The 16,844-nt window shown below is 51.0% G+C and carries 15 protein-coding genes and 2 other annotated features; all 15 genes read left to right on the forward strand.

From position 1 onward, the window contains the following. Window positions 1-55 precede the first annotated feature (55 nt). The gene (locus K7G97_RS04995; RefSeq protein WP_223041503.1) at window positions 56-1,711 is read left to right on the forward strand and encodes a sigma 54-interacting transcriptional regulator; all 1,656 of its coding nucleotides are present in this window, start codon (window positions 56-58) and stop codon (window positions 1,709-1,711) included. Between the two features lie 144 nt (window positions 1,712-1,855). Continuing rightward, the gene (gene yqiS, locus K7G97_RS05000) at window positions 1,856-2,776 is read left to right on the forward strand and encodes a phosphate butyryltransferase (RefSeq protein WP_041255026.1); all 921 of its coding nucleotides are present in this window, start codon (window positions 1,856-1,858) and stop codon (window positions 2,774-2,776) included. A 13-nt stretch (window positions 2,777-2,789) separates the two neighbouring features. Continuing rightward, entirely contained in the window at window positions 2,790-3,914 is a 1,125-nt protein-coding gene (locus K7G97_RS05005; RefSeq protein ID WP_023467593.1) for a Leu/Phe/Val dehydrogenase, read from the forward strand. Window positions 3,915-3,930: 16 nt separating this feature from the next. Further along, entirely contained in the window at window positions 3,931-5,034 is a 1,104-nt protein-coding gene (gene buk / locus K7G97_RS05010) for a butyrate kinase (RefSeq protein ID WP_223041504.1), read from the forward strand. After that, the gene (gene lpdA / locus K7G97_RS05015) at window positions 5,004-6,425 is read left to right on the forward strand and encodes a dihydrolipoyl dehydrogenase (RefSeq protein ID WP_223041505.1); all 1,422 of its coding nucleotides are present in this window, start codon (window positions 5,004-5,006) and stop codon (window positions 6,423-6,425) included. Before buk ends, lpdA begins: the two co-directional genes overlap by 31 nt. 13 nt (window positions 6,426-6,438) lie before the next feature. Beyond that, a complete protein-coding gene (locus K7G97_RS05020) occupies window positions 6,439-7,452 on the forward strand; it encodes a thiamine pyrophosphate-dependent dehydrogenase E1 component subunit alpha (RefSeq protein ID WP_023467595.1) in 1,014 nt (337 codons plus the stop codon). Then, window positions 7,449-8,432: an alpha-ketoacid dehydrogenase subunit beta gene (locus tag K7G97_RS05025; protein ID WP_023467596.1), complete on the forward strand. Its 984-nt coding sequence runs from the start codon at window positions 7,449-7,451 to the stop codon at window positions 8,430-8,432. Before K7G97_RS05020 ends, K7G97_RS05025 begins: the two co-directional genes overlap by 4 nt. Before the next feature lie 14 nt (window positions 8,433-8,446). Continuing rightward, a complete protein-coding gene (locus tag K7G97_RS05030; RefSeq protein ID WP_223041506.1) occupies window positions 8,447-9,715 on the forward strand; it encodes a dihydrolipoamide acetyltransferase family protein in 1,269 nt (422 codons plus the stop codon). Window positions 9,716-9,771: 56 nt separating this feature from the next. After that, window positions 9,772-10,023: a binding site (T-box leader), on the forward strand. Window positions 10,024-10,071: 48 nt separating this feature from the next. After that, window positions 10,072-10,320 (forward strand) — a binding site (T-box leader). A gap of 51 nt (window positions 10,321-10,371) precedes the next feature. After that, window positions 10,372-11,766, forward strand: a complete 1,395-nt coding sequence (gene trpE / locus K7G97_RS05035; RefSeq protein WP_223041507.1) for an anthranilate synthase component I — start codon at window positions 10,372-10,374, stop codon at window positions 11,764-11,766. After that, on the forward strand, window positions 11,763-12,329 hold the full coding sequence (locus tag K7G97_RS05040) for an anthranilate synthase component II (protein WP_087679882.1): 567 nt from the start codon (window positions 11,763-11,765) through the stop codon (window positions 12,327-12,329). Before trpE ends, K7G97_RS05040 begins: the two co-directional genes overlap by 4 nt. A 6-nt stretch (window positions 12,330-12,335) precedes the next feature. Further along, window positions 12,336-13,352: an anthranilate phosphoribosyltransferase gene (gene trpD, locus K7G97_RS05045; RefSeq protein WP_195865680.1), complete on the forward strand. Its 1,017-nt coding sequence runs from the start codon at window positions 12,336-12,338 to the stop codon at window positions 13,350-13,352. Continuing rightward, window positions 13,349-14,116, forward strand: coding sequence for an indole-3-glycerol phosphate synthase TrpC (gene trpC, locus K7G97_RS05050; protein WP_223041508.1), 768 nt, complete (start codon window positions 13,349-13,351; stop codon window positions 14,114-14,116). Before trpD ends, trpC begins: the two co-directional genes overlap by 4 nt. Further along, window positions 14,113-14,682, forward strand: coding sequence for a phosphoribosylanthranilate isomerase (locus tag K7G97_RS05055; RefSeq protein ID WP_223041509.1), 570 nt, complete (start codon window positions 14,113-14,115; stop codon window positions 14,680-14,682). The genes trpC and K7G97_RS05055 overlap by 4 nt, the downstream gene beginning before the upstream one ends. After that, window positions 14,679-15,875, forward strand: coding sequence for a tryptophan synthase subunit beta (gene trpB, locus K7G97_RS05060; RefSeq protein ID WP_023467602.1), 1,197 nt, complete (start codon window positions 14,679-14,681; stop codon window positions 15,873-15,875). Before K7G97_RS05055 ends, trpB begins: the two co-directional genes overlap by 4 nt. Then, window positions 15,875-16,657, forward strand: coding sequence for a tryptophan synthase subunit alpha (gene trpA / locus K7G97_RS05065; protein WP_223041510.1), 783 nt, complete (start codon window positions 15,875-15,877; stop codon window positions 16,655-16,657). Before trpB ends, trpA begins: the two co-directional genes overlap by 1 nt. Window positions 16,658-16,844: the final 187 nt, after the last annotated feature.

Below are 16,844 nucleotides of genomic sequence, written 5' to 3' on the forward strand. Positions count from 1 at the left end.
CCTATTTTATTCCGAGTACGATAGAAATGTAAGCAGTTTCAAAGGGGGAATTCATATGCATCATCTACTCGTCGTCGGGGCTGGTCAAGGGGGAACAGAAGTCCTGCATGCGTTTCAACGTTCACCATTATTAACAGTCATCGGTCTTGTCGATCCAAACATGGAGGCGCCTGGGGTGGCGCTTGCACGGCGTGCGGACATTCGGATTGAAACGAACTGGTCAGCTTTTGAAGGAGCTGATGTCGATTTCATCATTGACGCTACAGGAGAAACTGGCGTACTTGAGCAATTGATTCATGATTTTCCGGGAGCGGCGGTCTTACCGGGTGAATTCATTAGAGTATTGCTTGAGCGATTGACTGAAAAAGAGAAAATGCTCGAAGCAATCATTCATTGTACGAGCGAGGCGATTTCTGTCGCCGATCAAGACGGACAGACGATGCTGATCAATCCGGCATATACGCGTATGACTGGATTCACGGAGCGAGACGTCGTCGGAAAACCGGCAAGTGCCGATATCGGAATGCAGGAATCCGTTCATTTGAAAGTCTTGAATACGGGCGAGAACGTTCGAGATGTTCGCATGAAGATCGGGCAAGATCAACGCGATATCATCGTCAACGCGGCACCCGTCATCGTCGATGGACAAGTTCGCGGTTCCGTTGGGGTCATTCGGGATATTTCGGAAATGAAGGCACTCGCCAAAGAATTGAAGGCAGCGCGACAAAAAATCCGGACGCTCGAAGCCAAATATACATTCGATGATATCATCGCCGAGAGTGAAGCAATGCGCTTCGTCGTCGATCAAGCAAAGCTTGCGGCAACGATGCCCGTCAACGTCTTGATTCGCGGTGAATCGGGAACCGGCAAGGAACTGTTTGCACATGCGATTCATGCAGCGAGCGAACGTAAATATGAACAATTCGTCCGCGTCAACTGTGCGGCAATCGCACCGACGTTACTCGAAAGTGAACTATTCGGGTACGAGGAAGGCGCCTTCTCAGGAGCGCGACGTGGTGGGAAGCGGGGATATTTCGAAGAAGCACATGGAGGTTCGCTATTCTTAGATGAGATTGGCGAACTACCACTCGACGTCCAGGCCAAACTATTACGGGTGTTACAGGAAAATGAAGTCGTTCGCGTCGGTGGGACGAAGGCGATTCCAGTCGATGTCCGGATTATCGCGGCGACGAATGCGAATCTAGAACAAAAGATCATCATGAATGAGTTCCGAGAAGATCTCTACTACCGGATCAATCGGTTACCGATTCACATACCGGCACTACGTGAGCGACCGGATGATATCGCACCATTGACCTTACACTTACTCCGTAAATTGAATCAAAGTTATGGACGATCGGTCGGACGGATCTCAGATGATGTACTCGAAGCAATGAAGAAGCAACCGTGGAAAGGAAATGTCCGCGAGCTTGAAAATGTCATCGGTCGCGCGTTGATTTTTACGGATAAAACAGAAACCGTCTTACGAAAAGGTCATCTGCAGCTTGTCGTGCCACAAACAACGAAAGTTGCGACGAGACAGAAAAAGGAAATCAAACATTTATCGGACGAGATGTCACACGTCGAAGAACGGTTGATTCGGGAAGCGCTTACTGCCTTTAATGGCAACAAAACAGAAGCGGCGAAACAACTCGGGATTTCTCTTCGGGCACTTTATTACAAAGTGGAACGATTTAACATCTATTCATGAAGCGCAAATTTTTGCGTGCAATATATTGCAAAAAATGCAAAAGCGTGCAAAATTAAAGACGTTCTTGCTTAACCTACCGTCTCTTTTGAATTGGCACGAAAATTGCTATTACTATTTATGTATGACAGGTGAGGGGGGAATACGGTGAGATTCAGTGAAATGGTCGAGCAGGCAGCTCGACTCGAAGATTCCGTCGTTGCGATTGCAGCTGCGGATGACGAAGAAGTGATGGATGCTGTCGCATTAGCAATTGAGAACGATTTAGCGCGTTTTCATTTGTTCGGGGATGCGACACGGATTCAGCAGATGATTCAAAAACGAGCATTACGAGAGTCACAGTTCGTGATCACGCATACTTCTACATCGCAAGAAGCGGCAGAACGTGCTGCTCATGCCGTTCGCAAAGGGGATGCGAGCGTCTTGATGAAAGGTCTTGTTCCGACAGCTACGTTCATGAAAGCTGTCTTGAACAAAGAAACGGGTTTGCGTTCAGGGAATGTCTTGTCGCATGTCGCCTTGTTCGAAGTACCGGGGCGTGAATCAGCGATCGGATTAACCGATGCAGCGATTCACATCCAACCGACACTCGAAGACAAAGTGAAGATCATCGAAAACGGTGTCTCCGCCTTACGTGCTCTCGGATACGGCTTACCGAAAGTCGCAGTCTTAGCAGCTGTCGAAGTCGTCAATCCGACGATGCAGGCGACGATTGATGCCGCACTTTTGACACAGATGAACCGACGTGGTCAAATCAAGGATTGCCTTGTAGACGGACCACTCGCACTCGACAATGCCGTAAATCTCGTCGCTGCCCAGCAAAAAGGATTGACGGGAGATGTAGCAGGTCAGGCGGATTTACTCGTCGTTCCGCAAATCGAAGTCGGAAACGTCATCTACAAATCACTTATGTATTTCGCACATGCCTCGGTTGCGGCGATTCTCGTCGGAGCGCGGGCGCCAGTCGTTTTGACTAGCCGTGCCGATACAGCAGAAGCAAAAATGTACTCACTAGCCTTTGCGCTATTAAATGCCCAACAGACGAAAAAAGTAAAACAAACAATTTGAGGAGGAACTTAAAATGGTCGAAACAAACGTAGAATCACGCTTCAGCATCTTTGAAACAATGGAGATGGAAGATTACGAACAAGTCGTTTTTTGCCACGATAAAGTATCAGGACTAAAAGCAATCATCGCGATTCATGACACGACACTCGGACCGGCACTCGGTGGACTTCGCATGTGGAACTATGCATCAGACGAAGAGGCATTGATTGATGCGCTTCGTTTATCAAAAGGGATGACATATAAGAACGCAGCCGCTGGATTAAACCTTGGTGGTGGTAAAGCGGTCATCATCGGCGATGCGAAGACACAAAAGTCAGAAGCACTCTTCCGGGCATTCGGACGTTACGTCCAGTCACTGAACGGTCGTTACATCACAGCAGAAGATGTCAATACGACAGTTGCAGACATGGATTACATCCACATGGAGACAGATTTCGTTACTGGTGTCAGCCCAGCATTCGGATCAAGTGGTAACCCATCACCGGTTACGGCATACGGTGTCTATCGTGGGATGAAAGCAGCGGCAAAAGAAGTGTACGGAACAGATTCACTTGGTGGAAAAACGATTGCGATCCAAGGTGTCGGTAACGTTGCCTTCAATCTATGCCGTCATTTACATGAAGAAGGGGCGAAACTGATCGTCACGGACATCAACCAAGAAGCACTTCAACGTGCAGAAGAAGCGTTTGGTGCCTTGATCGTCGCACCAGAAGACATCTACAGTGTCGAAGCGGATATCTTTGCGCCATGTGCCCTCGGTGCGACATTAAACGACGAGACAATTCCCCAATTGAAAGTCAAGATCATCGCTGGTGCAGCAAATAACCAACTCAAAGAAGACCGTCACGGTGACATGCTTGAAGAACGCGATATCTTATACGTACCAGACTTCGTCATCAATGCCGGTGGTGTCATCAACGTTGCCGATGAACTCGACGGATACAACCGTGATCGTGCTATGAAAAAAGTTGAACTCGTCTATGATGCGGTCACGAAAGTGTTCGAAATCGCAAAACGCGATCATTTACCGACATACCGTGCGGCTGAGAAAATGGCAGAAGAGCGCATCGCGACGATGCGTAGTGCCCGCAGTCAGTTCCTGCGTCGTGATAAAAACATTCTAGGATCACGCGGCTGATCAGAGGAGGATATCCATGAGCGAACGTATTTTAACGATCAATCCCGGTTCGACGTCGACGAAGATCGGTATCTTCGAAGGAGCGAACCAGGTGTTCACGAAGACGTTACGCCATCCAGCGGAGGCGGTCGGAGGACCGCTTCCAGCACAGCTGGAGATGCGTCGTCATGTGTTACTCGAAGTGTTAGCTGAAGAACAGATTAATTTGAAAGCGCTTACCGCTGTCGTGGGACGCGGAGGACTACTCCGACCACTCGTCAGCGGTACGTACGCCGTCAATCGGGAAATGCGAGAAGACTTACTCAGCGGTATTTTTGGCGTCCATGCCTCGAATCTCGGTGGACTCCTTGCGGATGAGATTGCTCGGACACTCGACATCCCATCGTTCATCGTTGATCCAGTCGTCGTTGACGAACTCGAGCCGATTGCGCGGATTACAGGCTTACCTGAACTTGAACGAAAGAGTATTTTCCATGCTTTAAATCAAAAAGCTGTCGCGAAGCGGTACGCGAAGGAAATCGGACGTCCCTATGAGGAACTGCGCCTGATCATCGCACACATGGGCGGTGGGATTACGGTCGGTGCGCACCAAGAGGGGCGTGTCATCGATGTCAATAACGGACTCGATGGAGAAGGACCGTTTTCGCCAGAACGAAGCGGATCGCTACCTGTTGGTCAACTAGTAGAACTATGTTATAGTACCAAGTATAAACTTGAAGAGATGAAGCGTCTGGTCGTTGGGTCAGGCGGACTTGTCGCGCACTTGGGAACGTTTGACGCGATCGAGATCGAGCGCCGGATTGAAGAAGGCGACGAAAAATCGGCATTGTTATATGACGCGATGGCGTACCGGATCGCAAAAGAGATCGCTGGTCAAAGTGCTGTCTTGTTCGGTCAGATCGACGCGATCATTCTAACAGGCGGACTTGCCTATAGTGATCGGTTGACGCGTGCGATCGAAGAACGCATCGCCCACCTCGGTCAAGTCGTACGTAGTCCTGGTGAAGATGAGTTGCAGGCGCTCGCAGAAGGAGTGTTGCGTGTCTTACGTGGGGAAGAAGAAGTTAAGGAATATGGAGGCGAACCAACATGGCTAGAGAATTCGACGTCGTTGTCCTAGGTGGTGGACCCGGTGGATATGTCGCCGCGATCCGTGCGGCACAAGCCGGGAAGTCGGTAGCAATCGTGGAACAAGGAAAATTAGGCGGGACATGCTTACATCGTGGCTGTATCCCATCTAAAGCCTTTTTGAAATCAGCAGCAGTCTATCAGACGGTCAAACACGCTGCTACATATGGCGTGGACGTACCGGAATCGTTTTTACGATTCGAACAGGTCAAACAACGTAAACAAGAGATCGTAGATGGATTAGAGGCAGGCATTCAGCATCTGATGAAAAAAGGAAAGATTGAAGTCTTTCATGGTCGGGGTTCGATTCTTGGACCAAGTATCTTTTCACCAATGCCGGGAACAATCAGCGTCGAGCCGGAAGAAGGCGAAGGCGAGTTGATCCTTCCGCGTCAATTGATCGTCGCGACAGGGTCGCGTCCACGTCCATTGAACGGACTCGCTTTTGATTCAGAGTATGTCCTCAGCTCGGATGATGCACTCGATATGGCAGATTTGCCAAAGTCGATCGTCATCATCGGTGGCGGTGTCATCGGTGTCGAATGGGCATCGATGTTGACGGATTTTGACGTCGCAGTAACGGTCGTTGAATTCAGTGACCGGATTTTACCGACGGAAGATGCGGCAGTCAGTCGTGAAGTCGCTCGTCAATTGAAAAAGCGGGGCGTCAAGATTCATACCGGCGCAGCTGCACAAAGTAACACGTTCCGGATGTCAGAAGACGGTGTCTCGATCGCGATCGACCGTAACGGAGAACAAACGACGCTTGAAGCGGATAAATTGCTTGTCGCAATCGGTCGAATGGCGAACGTCGAAGGCATTGGGATTGAAAACACGAATATCGTCGTCGAAAATGGCTTCATCCAAGTAGATGACCATTTCCGGACGAAGGATCAACATATCTATGCGATTGGGGATGTCATCGGTCGCTTACAACTGGCGCACGTTGCGTCAGCAGAAGGTGTCAAAGCGGTCGAGGCGATCGTAAACGGAACGACGACACCACTTGAGTATGCGTTCGTACCACGTTGTATCTACAGCGTACCGGAAGCGGCATCGGTCGGTTTGACGGAAGACGAAGCGAAACGTGCCGGAATGGACGTTAAGGTCGGAAGCTTCTCATTCAACGGATTAGGGAAAGCGCGGATCGAAGGAGAAGCGGCAGGCTTCATCAAGCTCGTCTCCGATGCGAAGACAGATGATCTCGTCGGCGTCCACATCGTCGGACCAAAAGCAACGGAACTGATCAGTGAAGGTGGATTAGCGCTCGTACTCAATGCAACGGCATGGGAAGTCGGACAGCTCGTGCATCCGCACCCGGCCTTGTCAGAAGCATTCGGAGAAGCAGCACTTGCCGTCGACGGACTTGCGGTTCACGCCTAAGGAGGAATTACGGATGGAAAAAATAGAATTCAAAGAATTAGTAGAACTCGGATTAACGGAACAGGACGCGATTCAGATGTTCGAAACGATGGTCCGTGCGCGGAAGATCGACGAACGGATGTGGAAATTGAACCGAGCGGGTAAAATTCCTTTCCTCGTCTCATGTCAAGGACAAGAAGCGGCTCAAGTCGGTGCAGCGTTCGCTCTTGAAAAAGGAACGGACTACATTTTGCCGTATTACCGTGATTTAGGTGTCGTCTTGCACTTCGGTCAAACGTCACGCGATATCATGCTGTCGGCATTCGCAAAGGCAGAAGATCCGAACTCAGGTGGTCGTCAAATGCCAGGACACTACGGTTCACGTGCCTTGAATATCGTCACGGGTTCAAGTCCGGTTACGACACAAGTCCCACATGCTGTCGGGATCGCACTTGCTGCGAAGATGCGTAAGGAACCACTCGTTGCTTACGTCTCGTTCGGAGAGGGCTCTTCAAACCAAGGAGACTTCCATGAAGGGGCGAACTTCGCCGGAATTCATAAGCTCCCGGTCATCTTGTTCTGTGAAAACAATAAATACGCGATCTCGACACCTCTCTCAAAACAGCTGTCGGCGAAACACGTCGCTGATCGTGCGATCGGCTACGGAATGCCTGGTTATACGGTGGACGGCATCGATCCACTCGCTGTCTATAAGGTCGTCAAGGAAGCACGTGAGCGCGGATTACGGGGAGAAGGTCCGACCTTGATTGAAGTTGAAGTCGAACGCCTCGTGCCACACTCATCGGATGATGACGATAAATCATACCGTTCTGCTGAAGAACTCGATGCCTTAAAAGCACGTGACGGCATCAAACTCTTCCGGGCACGTCTGATCGAAATGGGCGTCCTGACGGAAGAGTCAGCGACTGAAATCGAACAAGCGATGGAAAAAGAAGTCGATGAAGCAACGGCTTATGCGGAAGCAGCGGCTTACGATGCGCCAGAAAATGCATTACGTTACGTGTACGACGAGGAGGAAACGAAATGACGACGTTAAGTTTAATCGAAGCGATCAATAGTGCAATCAAAGAAGAGATGGAACGCGACGAGTCCGTCTTCATCCTCGGCGAAGACGTTGGTGTCCGTGGTGGTGTCTTCCGGGCGACGCAAGGATTGCTCGAACAATTCGGAGAAGAACGTGTCATCGATGCGCCACTCGCTGAAAGTGCGATCGCCGGTGTCGGAATCGGAGCTGCGATGTACGGCATGCGTCCGATTGCTGAAATGCAATTCGCTGATTTCATCATGCCAGCGGTCAACCAAATCGTCAGTGAGGCAGCGAAGATTCGGTACCGTTCGAACAATGACTGGACGTGTCCGATCGTCATCCGCGCACCGTTTGGCGGCGGTATTCACGGGGCACTTTATCATTCTCAGTCGGTCGAAGCGATGTTCAACTCGACGCCAGGTCTGAAAATCGTCATCCCATCGAATCCATATGACGCAAAAGGATTGCTAAAGGCAGCGATTCGTTCGAATGATCCGGTCTTGTTCTTTGAGCACAAACGAGGCTATCGTCTGTTAAAAGGAGATGTTCCTGAAGGCGACTATACGGTCGAAATCGGTAAAGCAGACGTCAAGCGTGAGGGCGAAGACGTGACGATCATCACTTACGGGCTATGTGTCCATATGGCACTTGAGGCAGCAACACGCCTTGAAAAAGACGGAATCGATGTCCACATCCTTGACTTGCGGACCGTCTATCCAATCGACCGCGAAGCAGTCGTCGAAGCAGCGAAAAAGACGGGGAAAGTCTTGCTCGTCACGGAAGACAATAAAGAAGGTAGCGTCATGAGTGAAGTGTCGGCGATCATTGCAGAAGAAGCATTGTTCGATCTCGATGCACCAATCGAACGACTCTGTGGTCCAGACGTCCCAGCGATGCCATACGCTCCGACGATGGAGAAGTTCTTCAACATCTCAAGCGAGAAAATTGAAGATAAAATCCGGACGTTACACGCATACTAAGGGGGAACTGACCGATGAAGACTGAAACACTTACGATGCCACAACTCGGGGAAAGTGTTACTGAAGGAACGATTTCGATGTGGCTCGTCAAACCAGGCGATACTGTCAAAAAATATGATCCGATTGCAGAAGTCATTACCGATAAGGTAACGGCAGAAGTCCCATCTTCATTTGATGGTGTGATTGAAAAATTGCTTGCAGAAGAAGGCGATACGTTGCAAGTCGGTGACGCGATCGTCACGATGCAAGTCAGCGGCGGATCGACAGAAGTCGCGGCGACCGAACAAGAAGTGCCGGCTGTCGAAGAGACGACGTCGGCTGATACATCGATGAAAAAACGCTATTCACCAGCGGTCTTGAAACTCTCGGGTGAGCATGGCATTGATCTCGAACAAGTGACGGGTACAGGAGCGGGCGGCCGGATTACCCGGAAAGATCTCTTGAAACTGATCGAGTCTGGATCGATCCCGACACCACAAGCAACGGAACCAAAACCGGAAACGCAAGCGGCTCCGGTAGAGCCTCCGGCAGAAGCACCACCCGCACCAAAACGTCCGGTCAGTGCACCACAACCGACGGAAACGGGCGACATCGAGATTCCGACTGCCGGTGTGCGTCAAGCGATCGCTTCGAACATGGTTCGCGCGAAACACGAAGCGCCACATGCTTGGTTGATGATCGAAGTCGATGTCACGAACTTGGTCGAAGCACGTAATCGTCATAAAGATGCGTTCTTCAAACAAGAAGGGGTCAAATTGACGTTCTTACCATTCTTCATGAAGGCGACAGTCGAAGGATTGAAGAAACATCCAATCATGAACTCGACATGGGCGGGAGATAAGATCATTCAAAAGAAAGCGATCAATCTATCACTTGCTGTCGCAACACAGGACGCTCTGTTCGTACCGGTTGTTAAGAATGCGGATGAATTAAGCATCAAGGGGATCGCACGCGCGATCGATGACTTCGGGAAACGGGCACAAGCAGGCACGTTGTCATCTGCAGAGATGCAGGGCGGGACGTTTACGGTCAACAATACGGGCTCATTCGGTTCGATCCAATCAGCACCGATTCTCAACTTCCCGCAAGCGGCAATTCTGTCTGTTGAATCAATCGTCAAACGTCCAGTTTGGGTGAACGGCATGTTCGCAGCACGCGACATGGTCAACCTCTGTATGTCGATCGACCACCGGGTGCTCGACGGACTCGTTGCCGGACAGTTCCTACAGACTGTCAAACAAGCGCTCGAATCGATTGATCCGAACCAACTTTCCCTATATTGAGTTTTTCCAGTTGACAGGGAAGAAGAAGCATCGTAATATAGGAATCAATTCAACACACGATAGCAAAGACGAAGAGAAGTAACTTGTGAAACGATTCAAGAGAGCTGATGGGTGGTGCGAATCAGTATCGGGCAACAAGCGAATGGCCTTCTGAGCTTCAGACCGAATCCCTTCAATGGGTAGTAGGCTCTGACGGGTTCCTCCCGTTATCGGGGTCGACGAATCAGGACAACGGTCCGGTTCGTTTCAAAGGGGACGGTGTCAGCATCGTCAACGAAGGTGGTACCGCGGGTCTTCCCGTCCTTCATGTTCTACATGAATGGGCGAGAAGACCCTTTTCGTATACAATCGAATCGAACAAATTGTAGAGTGAGTTAAGTAGCGAGACAACATCGGCGTTTCAGAGAGCGGAAGAATGGTGCGACTTCCGTACGACGAGGTTTCGTGAATGGTCTCATGAGAGCGTGGCTGAACGAAGAAGTAGGTCGCGACGGATGCCCCCGTTATCGTAGGCTATGATGTCTCTTATTAGACGCATCAGACAGAGTGGGAACGGTCGAACCGTTCCAATCGAGAGGTGGCACCGCGAGATAATCGTCCTCCATGCAGCATACGCTGTGTGGGGGACTTTTTTATATTCCAGGAGGCGAACAGGGATGGTTCAGACAGACACACTTATCATCGAACAACTTGAACTAAACGGCGACGAGATGACGCCGATCATGATTTTTCAACAACTGAGCGGAACACAGAAATGTTTGCTTGAAAGTTCCGCGCATACGGATCAAGGACGGTATTCGATCATCGGTGTCGATCCGGTGGAGATGATTCGGGCAGAGGGACGAACCGTGACACGGGAACAATTGACGACAGGTCAATTGACGCAGGAAACGGGTGATCCGGTACGGCTGATGCAACAGATGATCCTCCGAGGTGGCATCGAAGAAGACCTTCCGTTTTTAGCGGGTGGGATCGGATATGTCGGTTACGACATGATGCGCGCCTATGAAACACTCGGAGCTGTTCCTGAGCGAACGCGCCAACTACCGGACGCGCTACTCGCTGTATACGACCAAATCATCCTGTTCGATCATCTCGAACATCGTGTTCATTTGATTCAGACGTCGCTCGGCGGCATCACCGATCGTGATGAATTACGTCAACGTCTAGCAGAACGGAAAGCACAACTCGAGCAACCACGGGAGCGAACGGACATCGAGCGACCACTTCGGGATGTCGTCTACGAACCGTTGATGGATCAAGAGACGTTTGAAGGGCTCGTCGAGCAAGCGAAGAGACATATTCGGCAAGGAGACGTCTTCCAACTGGTTCTCTCGCAACGCCTCGATGCGACGTTCTCAGGTGACCCGTTCCAGTTTTACCGGAAGCTCCGCAAGGATAATCCGAGTCCCTATCTCTTTTATATCGACTTAGGTGAAGCAATCGTACTCGGGGCCTCCCCGGAAAGTTTGGTTCAAGTCAAAGGGAATCGCGTGACGACGAATCCGATTGCCGGCACACGCCGCCGGGGGAAGACGAAAGCGGAGGACGAACGGCTGGCAGAGGAGTTGTTGCACGATGAGAAGGAACGGGCCGAGCACCGGATGCTCGTTGATCTTGGACGAAACGACTTAGGACGGATTTGTCAGATCGGTACCGTCGAGGTGACGCGATTCATGCAAATCGAGCGCTTCAAGAACGTCATGCACCTCGTTTCTGTCGTTGAAGGGACGTTAGCAGACGGAAAGACCGGCGCAGATGCACTCGTCTCTTGTCTACCGGCTGGGACGGTCACGGGAGCTCCGAAAATTCGAGCGATGCAGTTGATTGACCAGTACGAACAGGTGAAACGAGAAGTATATGCCGGGGCGGTCGGCTATTTCGATGTTCGGGGAAATATGGATTTCGCCCTCGCGATCCGGACGATGGTGATCAAGGATGGTGTCGCTTCTGTTCAAGCAGGGGCTGGTATCGTCTACGATTCGATTCCACGCCTCGAGTACCAGGAGACGTTACACAAAGCGAAATCACTACTGGAGGTTTGGAAATGATCGTCCTAATTGATAATTATGATTCTTTTACCTATAACCTATACCAATACGCATCCGTTTATACGGACGTTCACGTCATCCGAAACGATGCGGTCAGCATCGAAGAACTACGCGAGATGAAACCAGACGGTATCATCCTCTCACCCGGTCCCGGTCGTCCGGCTGACGCAGGCATCTGTATCGATCTCATTCGACAATTATCGGGTCAAGTACCGATTCTCGGTGTCTGTCTCGGACATCAGGCAATCGGCGAAGCATTCGGAGGACACGTCGTCGAAGCACCGGTCATCATGCACGGGAAGACATCGATGATTCGACAATCGGGACAACTCTTCGACGAAATGACGGAAACGTTAGAGGTCATGCGTTATCATTCGCTGATCGTCGCTCGAAACGACTTACCGACGGAGCTCGTCATCACAGCAGAAACGGATGACCGGACGATTATGGCACTCGAGCACCGGACGCATCCGACCTTCGGAATCCAGTTCCATCCTGAATCCGTCGGAACACCACAAGGACAGCAGATGATTAAACGATTCATTGAATTGACAAAGGAGTGATGAACGATGAAAGAGACGTTATTGAAATTAGCAGAAGCAAAACATTTACGATATGAAGAGATGCAACAGGCAGCACGCGAACTGTTTGCAGAAGACGTGACCGATAGCGAAATTGCCGCTTTTCTCGTCGCATTGAAAGCAAAAGGTGAGACTGCAGAAGAACTAGCCGGTCTCGCTTCAATCATGCGCGAGGTCGCCCTCGACATTCCGGTCACCGGCGATTTCATGGATAACTGCGGCACGGGAGGCGACGGCTCACAATCGTTCAACATCAGTACGACAGCCGCCTTCGTCCTAGCCGGTGCCGGCATGAAAGTCGCAAAGCACGGAAATCGGAGTGTCTCGAGTAAAACAGGCAGCGCTGATGTGCTCGAAGCACTCGGGGTTTCACTTGATGCGACACCAGAACGTTTAGCAGAACAGCTCGAGTCGAACGGAATCGCCTTCTTGTTTGCGCAACGGATGCACCCACGCGTTAAGCAAATCATGAAGGTCCGACGCGATCTGCGGATTCCGACGATCTTTAACTTGATCGGACCGTTGACGAATCCGGTTCCACTCAAGACACAACTTTTAGGAATTTACCGGGAGGATATGCTCGAGACGATGGCGTTGACTTTACATCGCCTCGGTCGGAAGCGGGCAATCGTCTTGCATGGTGCGAATGGAATGGATGAGGCTTCTCTTGCCGGAACGAACCAACTCGTCTTACTCGACGAAGGGGAGCTGATCCGCTTCAGTCTTCATCCGGAGGAAGTCGGACTGAAGACCGCACCGCTTGAAGCGATTCGCGGAGGTAGTGCACAAGAGAATGCGGCGATTTTACTGCAAGTCCTTGGTGGTGAGCATGGTGCTTATCGCGACACGGTCCTACTCAATGCCGGAATTGCCCTCTTTGCAGCAAATCGGGCGAAGACGATCGAAGAAGGGATCGCCTTAGCAGCGGATAGCATCGACTCAGGACGGGCGATGGAACGATTGAACCAATTACGACAAATGACACGGGAGGAAGCAATCGGATGAATATCTTAGATCGCATCATCGAAACAAAACGAACAGAAGTCCTGCAATTAAAATTAAACGGGGTCGAACGGATCAGTCGGGAGACATTGAAGCCGTCGATTAAGCAACGACTAGCGGGAGCGGATTTATCCGTCATCGCGGAAATCAAACGAGCGTCGCCATCAAAAGGTGCCATCGCACTCGACGTCGACGTCGTCGCTCAGGCAAAACAATATGAAGCGAGTGGGGCGACTGTCATCTCCGTCTTGACGGACGAGACGTACTTCAAAGGATCGATGGACGATTTAGCGGCAGTCGCTGCAGCAGTCGACATCCCGGTACTTTGTAAGGATTTCATCATCGACCGGGTTCAGATCGACCGGGCAAAAGCACATGGGGCACGGTTGATTCTCTTGATCGTCGCCGCTCTCGAGCAGGAGACGCTTGCTGACTTGTATGCGTATGCTTACGCGGAAGGACTTGAGGTCTTAGTCGAAGTCCATGACGAAGAGGAATTACGCCGGGCAGAGGCGATCTGTGCGCAAATCATCGGCATCAACAACCGCAACTTGAAGAAGTTCGAAGTCGATTTACAGACATCGGTCGGATTACTCGAACAGAAACAACCGGACGTTCGGTATATCAGTGAGAGTGGCATCAAGACGGTCGAGGAAGCACGATTGTTACATGCTGCCGGTGCAGACGGGATCCTCGTCGGTGAGACATTGATGCGGGCAGACGATCCACAAGTCTTCATCCGAGAAGTGAGTGGCGTTCGCGTATGACACGGATTAAGTTCTGTGGTCTCCGGGAAAGAGAACATGTCGAAGCGGCAGTTCGCTTAGCGGACTACATCGGCTTCGTCTTTGCTAAAAGCAAACGACAGGTAACTCTAGAAGAGGCGGCGCGTCTTAGACGCGACATTCCGAGTACGGTCCAGGTTGTCGGTGTCTTCGTCTCCCCGACTTACCAGCAGGTGACCGACGCCGTCGAACAAGTCACGCTAGATCTCGTCCAAATTCATGGGACGATCCCGGACGGCAATCTACCGGTTCCGATCATTCAAGCGATTCCCGTGACGGACATCGCAGAAGTAGAGCAACAGACGGAGTATTTGCTCGTCGACGCACCGGTTGCTGGAAGTGGCGAGACATTCGACTGGTCACGAGACATTCAAGCCGATCGTCCACTATTCATTGCCGGTGGCTTGACAGCAGGAAACGTAAGAGAAGCAATCAAACGATATCACCCGTTCGCCGTTGATGTCTCAAGTGGCATCGAGACGGATGGACGGAAAGATCCCATCAAAATGCAGGCATTCGCAGATGCCGTAAAGGAGAGAGAAGCATGAGCTACGCACAACCGGATACACTCGGACAATACGGTAAATACGGAGGGCGCTACATCCCGGAAACATTGATGCATGCAGTGATCGAACTTGAAGAAGCTTACGCAACCGTAAAAGAAGATCCAGCATTTCAAGCGCGAATGGACGAATTGCTGAAAGAATATGTCGGACGTGAAACACCACTTTATTTTGCCGAACATTTGACGCAAACGATTGGTGGCGCAAAGATCTACTTGAAACGAGAAGACTTGAACCATACCGGTGCCCATAAAATCAACAATACGATTGGTCAAGCGTTACTGGCTGAACGGATGGGGAAACGAAAAATCGTTGCTGAGACAGGGGCAGGACAACACGGTGTCGCGACAGCGACGGTCTGTGCCTTACTCGATCTCGAATGTGTCATCTTCATGGGCGAAGAGGACGTCCGTCGTCAAGAATTGAACGTCTTCCGGATGGAGTTACTTGGAGCAACCGTCATCCCGGTCACACAAGGCAGTCGGACACTCAAAGATGCCGTCAATGAAGCACTCCGCTACTGGGTCAAACATGTCGAAGACACGCATTACTTGATGGGTTCTGTTCTCGGACCACACCCATTCCCGCAACTCGTCCGTGATTTCCAAGCGGTCATCGGAAAAGAGACACGACGCCAAATCATCGAAAAAGAGGGGCGTCTACCAGAGGCGATCGTCGCTTGTGTCGGCGGCGGTAGTAATGCGATCGGGATGTTCCACCCGTTCATCGATGATACAGATGTAAAATTGTATGGCATTGAAGCGGCGGGCAGCGGAATCGACACAGAAAAACACGCAGCGACGATGACAAAAGGAGAGGTCGGTGTCTTGCACGGCTCGATGATGTATCTCTTACAGGATGCCCATGGTCAAGTACAAGAAGCGCACTCGATCTCAGCTGGACTCGATTACCCGGGTGTCGGACCGGAGCATAGCTTGCTAAAAGATATCGGTCGCGTCCAATATGAAGCGGTGACCGATGAACAAGCACTCGAAGCACTTCAGCTGTTAAGCCGCAAGGAGGGAATCATCCCGGCACTTGAGTCGGCACACGCCATTGCCTATGCGACTCAACTCGCTGCAGAGATGGACAAGGAAGAGATTCTCGTCATCTGCTTATCAGGACGGGGCGACAAAGACGTCGTCACTGTCAGAAACGCACTAAAGGGGGAAGCGTGATGCGATTAGAAACAGCCATTCGTACCGTTACGAGCAAAGGGGAGAAAGCCTTCATTCCGTACGTCATGGGGGGAGATGGAGGAATCGATCAACTCCCGGAGATCCTGTCGTTTCTCGCTGAATCCGGAGCGACAGCGATTGAAGTCGGTGTTCCGTTTTCGGATCCGGTTGCTGACGGTCCGGTCATTCAAGAAGCGGGACTCCGGGCGCTAGAAGCGAACGTCGGACTGAAGGATGTCCTCGAGGCAGTTCGCGTTGCTCGTCAGACCGTCGATGTTCCGGTCGTCTTGATGACGTACTTGAACCCGATTTTCCGCTACGGATTAACGGCGTTTCTAGCGACATGTCGCGAAGTCGGGGTCGACGGACTGATCATTCCCGATCTCCCACTTGAGCAGAGCGAACAGTTCTTCGAACAAGAAGATAAGTCGGAAATCGCACTCGTCCAGCTCGTCTCCTTGACGAGTCCGATGGAGCGGATCCAAAAGATTGCCGATAAAAGTGAAGGATTCCTCTATGCGGTCACGGTCAACGGAACGACAGGCGGACAGACGACGTTTGATACGGCGCTTGAAGACCACTTAGCGAACGTCGCAGCAAATAGTCCAGTACCAGTCCTTGCTGGGTTCGGGATCAGTACACCGGAACATGTCAAACAATTAAGTCGCCCAGTCTCGGGTGTCATCGTCGGTAGTAAAATCGTCGACTTACTCCATCAGAACGATCGAGAAACGATTCAACAGTTGATGGCAGCACGTCTTGCGGCGACGCCGTCACATTAATAAAAAGAGACTGACTCAACAGTCAGTCTATACAAAGATAAGGGTGGCAGAATGATGATCTGCCACCCTTATCTCGTAACAAAAAGAATGATACGTCACACAACACTCTTACAGGAACAGGCGCATTTATGCGCTATTAGAGACGAACAAGACCCGCTTTCCTGCTTAAATAAGGCAGGAAAGCGGG

The sequence above is a fragment of the Exiguobacterium acetylicum genome, from assembly GCF_019890935.1.
Taxonomy (GTDB): Bacteria; Bacillota; Bacilli; order Exiguobacteriales; family Exiguobacteriaceae; genus Exiguobacterium_A; species Exiguobacterium_A abrahamii.

Coding starts and splice junctions, on each gene's coding strand:
- K7G97_RS04995 (WP_223041503.1), top strand. CDS start 56: ATGCATCATCTACTCGTCGTCGGGGCTGGTCAAGGGGGAACAGAAGTC.
- K7G97_RS05005 (WP_023467593.1), top strand. CDS start 2,790: ATGGTCGAAACAAACGTAGAATCACGCTTCAGCATCTTTGAAACAATG.
- buk (WP_223041504.1), top strand. CDS start 3,931: ATGAGCGAACGTATTTTAACGATCAATCCCGGTTCGACGTCGACGAAG.
- lpdA (WP_223041505.1), top strand. CDS start 5,004: ATGGCTAGAGAATTCGACGTCGTTGTCCTAGGTGGTGGACCCGGTGGA.
- K7G97_RS05020 (WP_023467595.1), top strand. CDS start 6,439: ATGGAAAAAATAGAATTCAAAGAATTAGTAGAACTCGGATTAACGGAA.
- K7G97_RS05025 (WP_023467596.1), top strand. CDS start 7,449: ATGACGACGTTAAGTTTAATCGAAGCGATCAATAGTGCAATCAAAGAA.
- K7G97_RS05030 (WP_223041506.1), top strand. CDS start 8,447: ATGAAGACTGAAACACTTACGATGCCACAACTCGGGGAAAGTGTTACT.
- trpE (WP_223041507.1), top strand. CDS start 10,372: ATGGTTCAGACAGACACACTTATCATCGAACAACTTGAACTAAACGGC.
- K7G97_RS05040 (WP_087679882.1), top strand. CDS start 11,763: ATGATCGTCCTAATTGATAATTATGATTCTTTTACCTATAACCTATAC.
- trpD (WP_195865680.1), top strand. CDS start 12,336: ATGAAAGAGACGTTATTGAAATTAGCAGAAGCAAAACATTTACGATAT.
- trpC (WP_223041508.1), top strand. CDS start 13,349: ATGAATATCTTAGATCGCATCATCGAAACAAAACGAACAGAAGTCCTG.
- K7G97_RS05055 (WP_223041509.1), top strand. CDS start 14,113: ATGACACGGATTAAGTTCTGTGGTCTCCGGGAAAGAGAACATGTCGAA.
- trpB (WP_023467602.1), top strand. CDS start 14,679: ATGAGCTACGCACAACCGGATACACTCGGACAATACGGTAAATACGGA.
- trpA (WP_223041510.1), top strand. CDS start 15,875: ATGCGATTAGAAACAGCCATTCGTACCGTTACGAGCAAAGGGGAGAAA.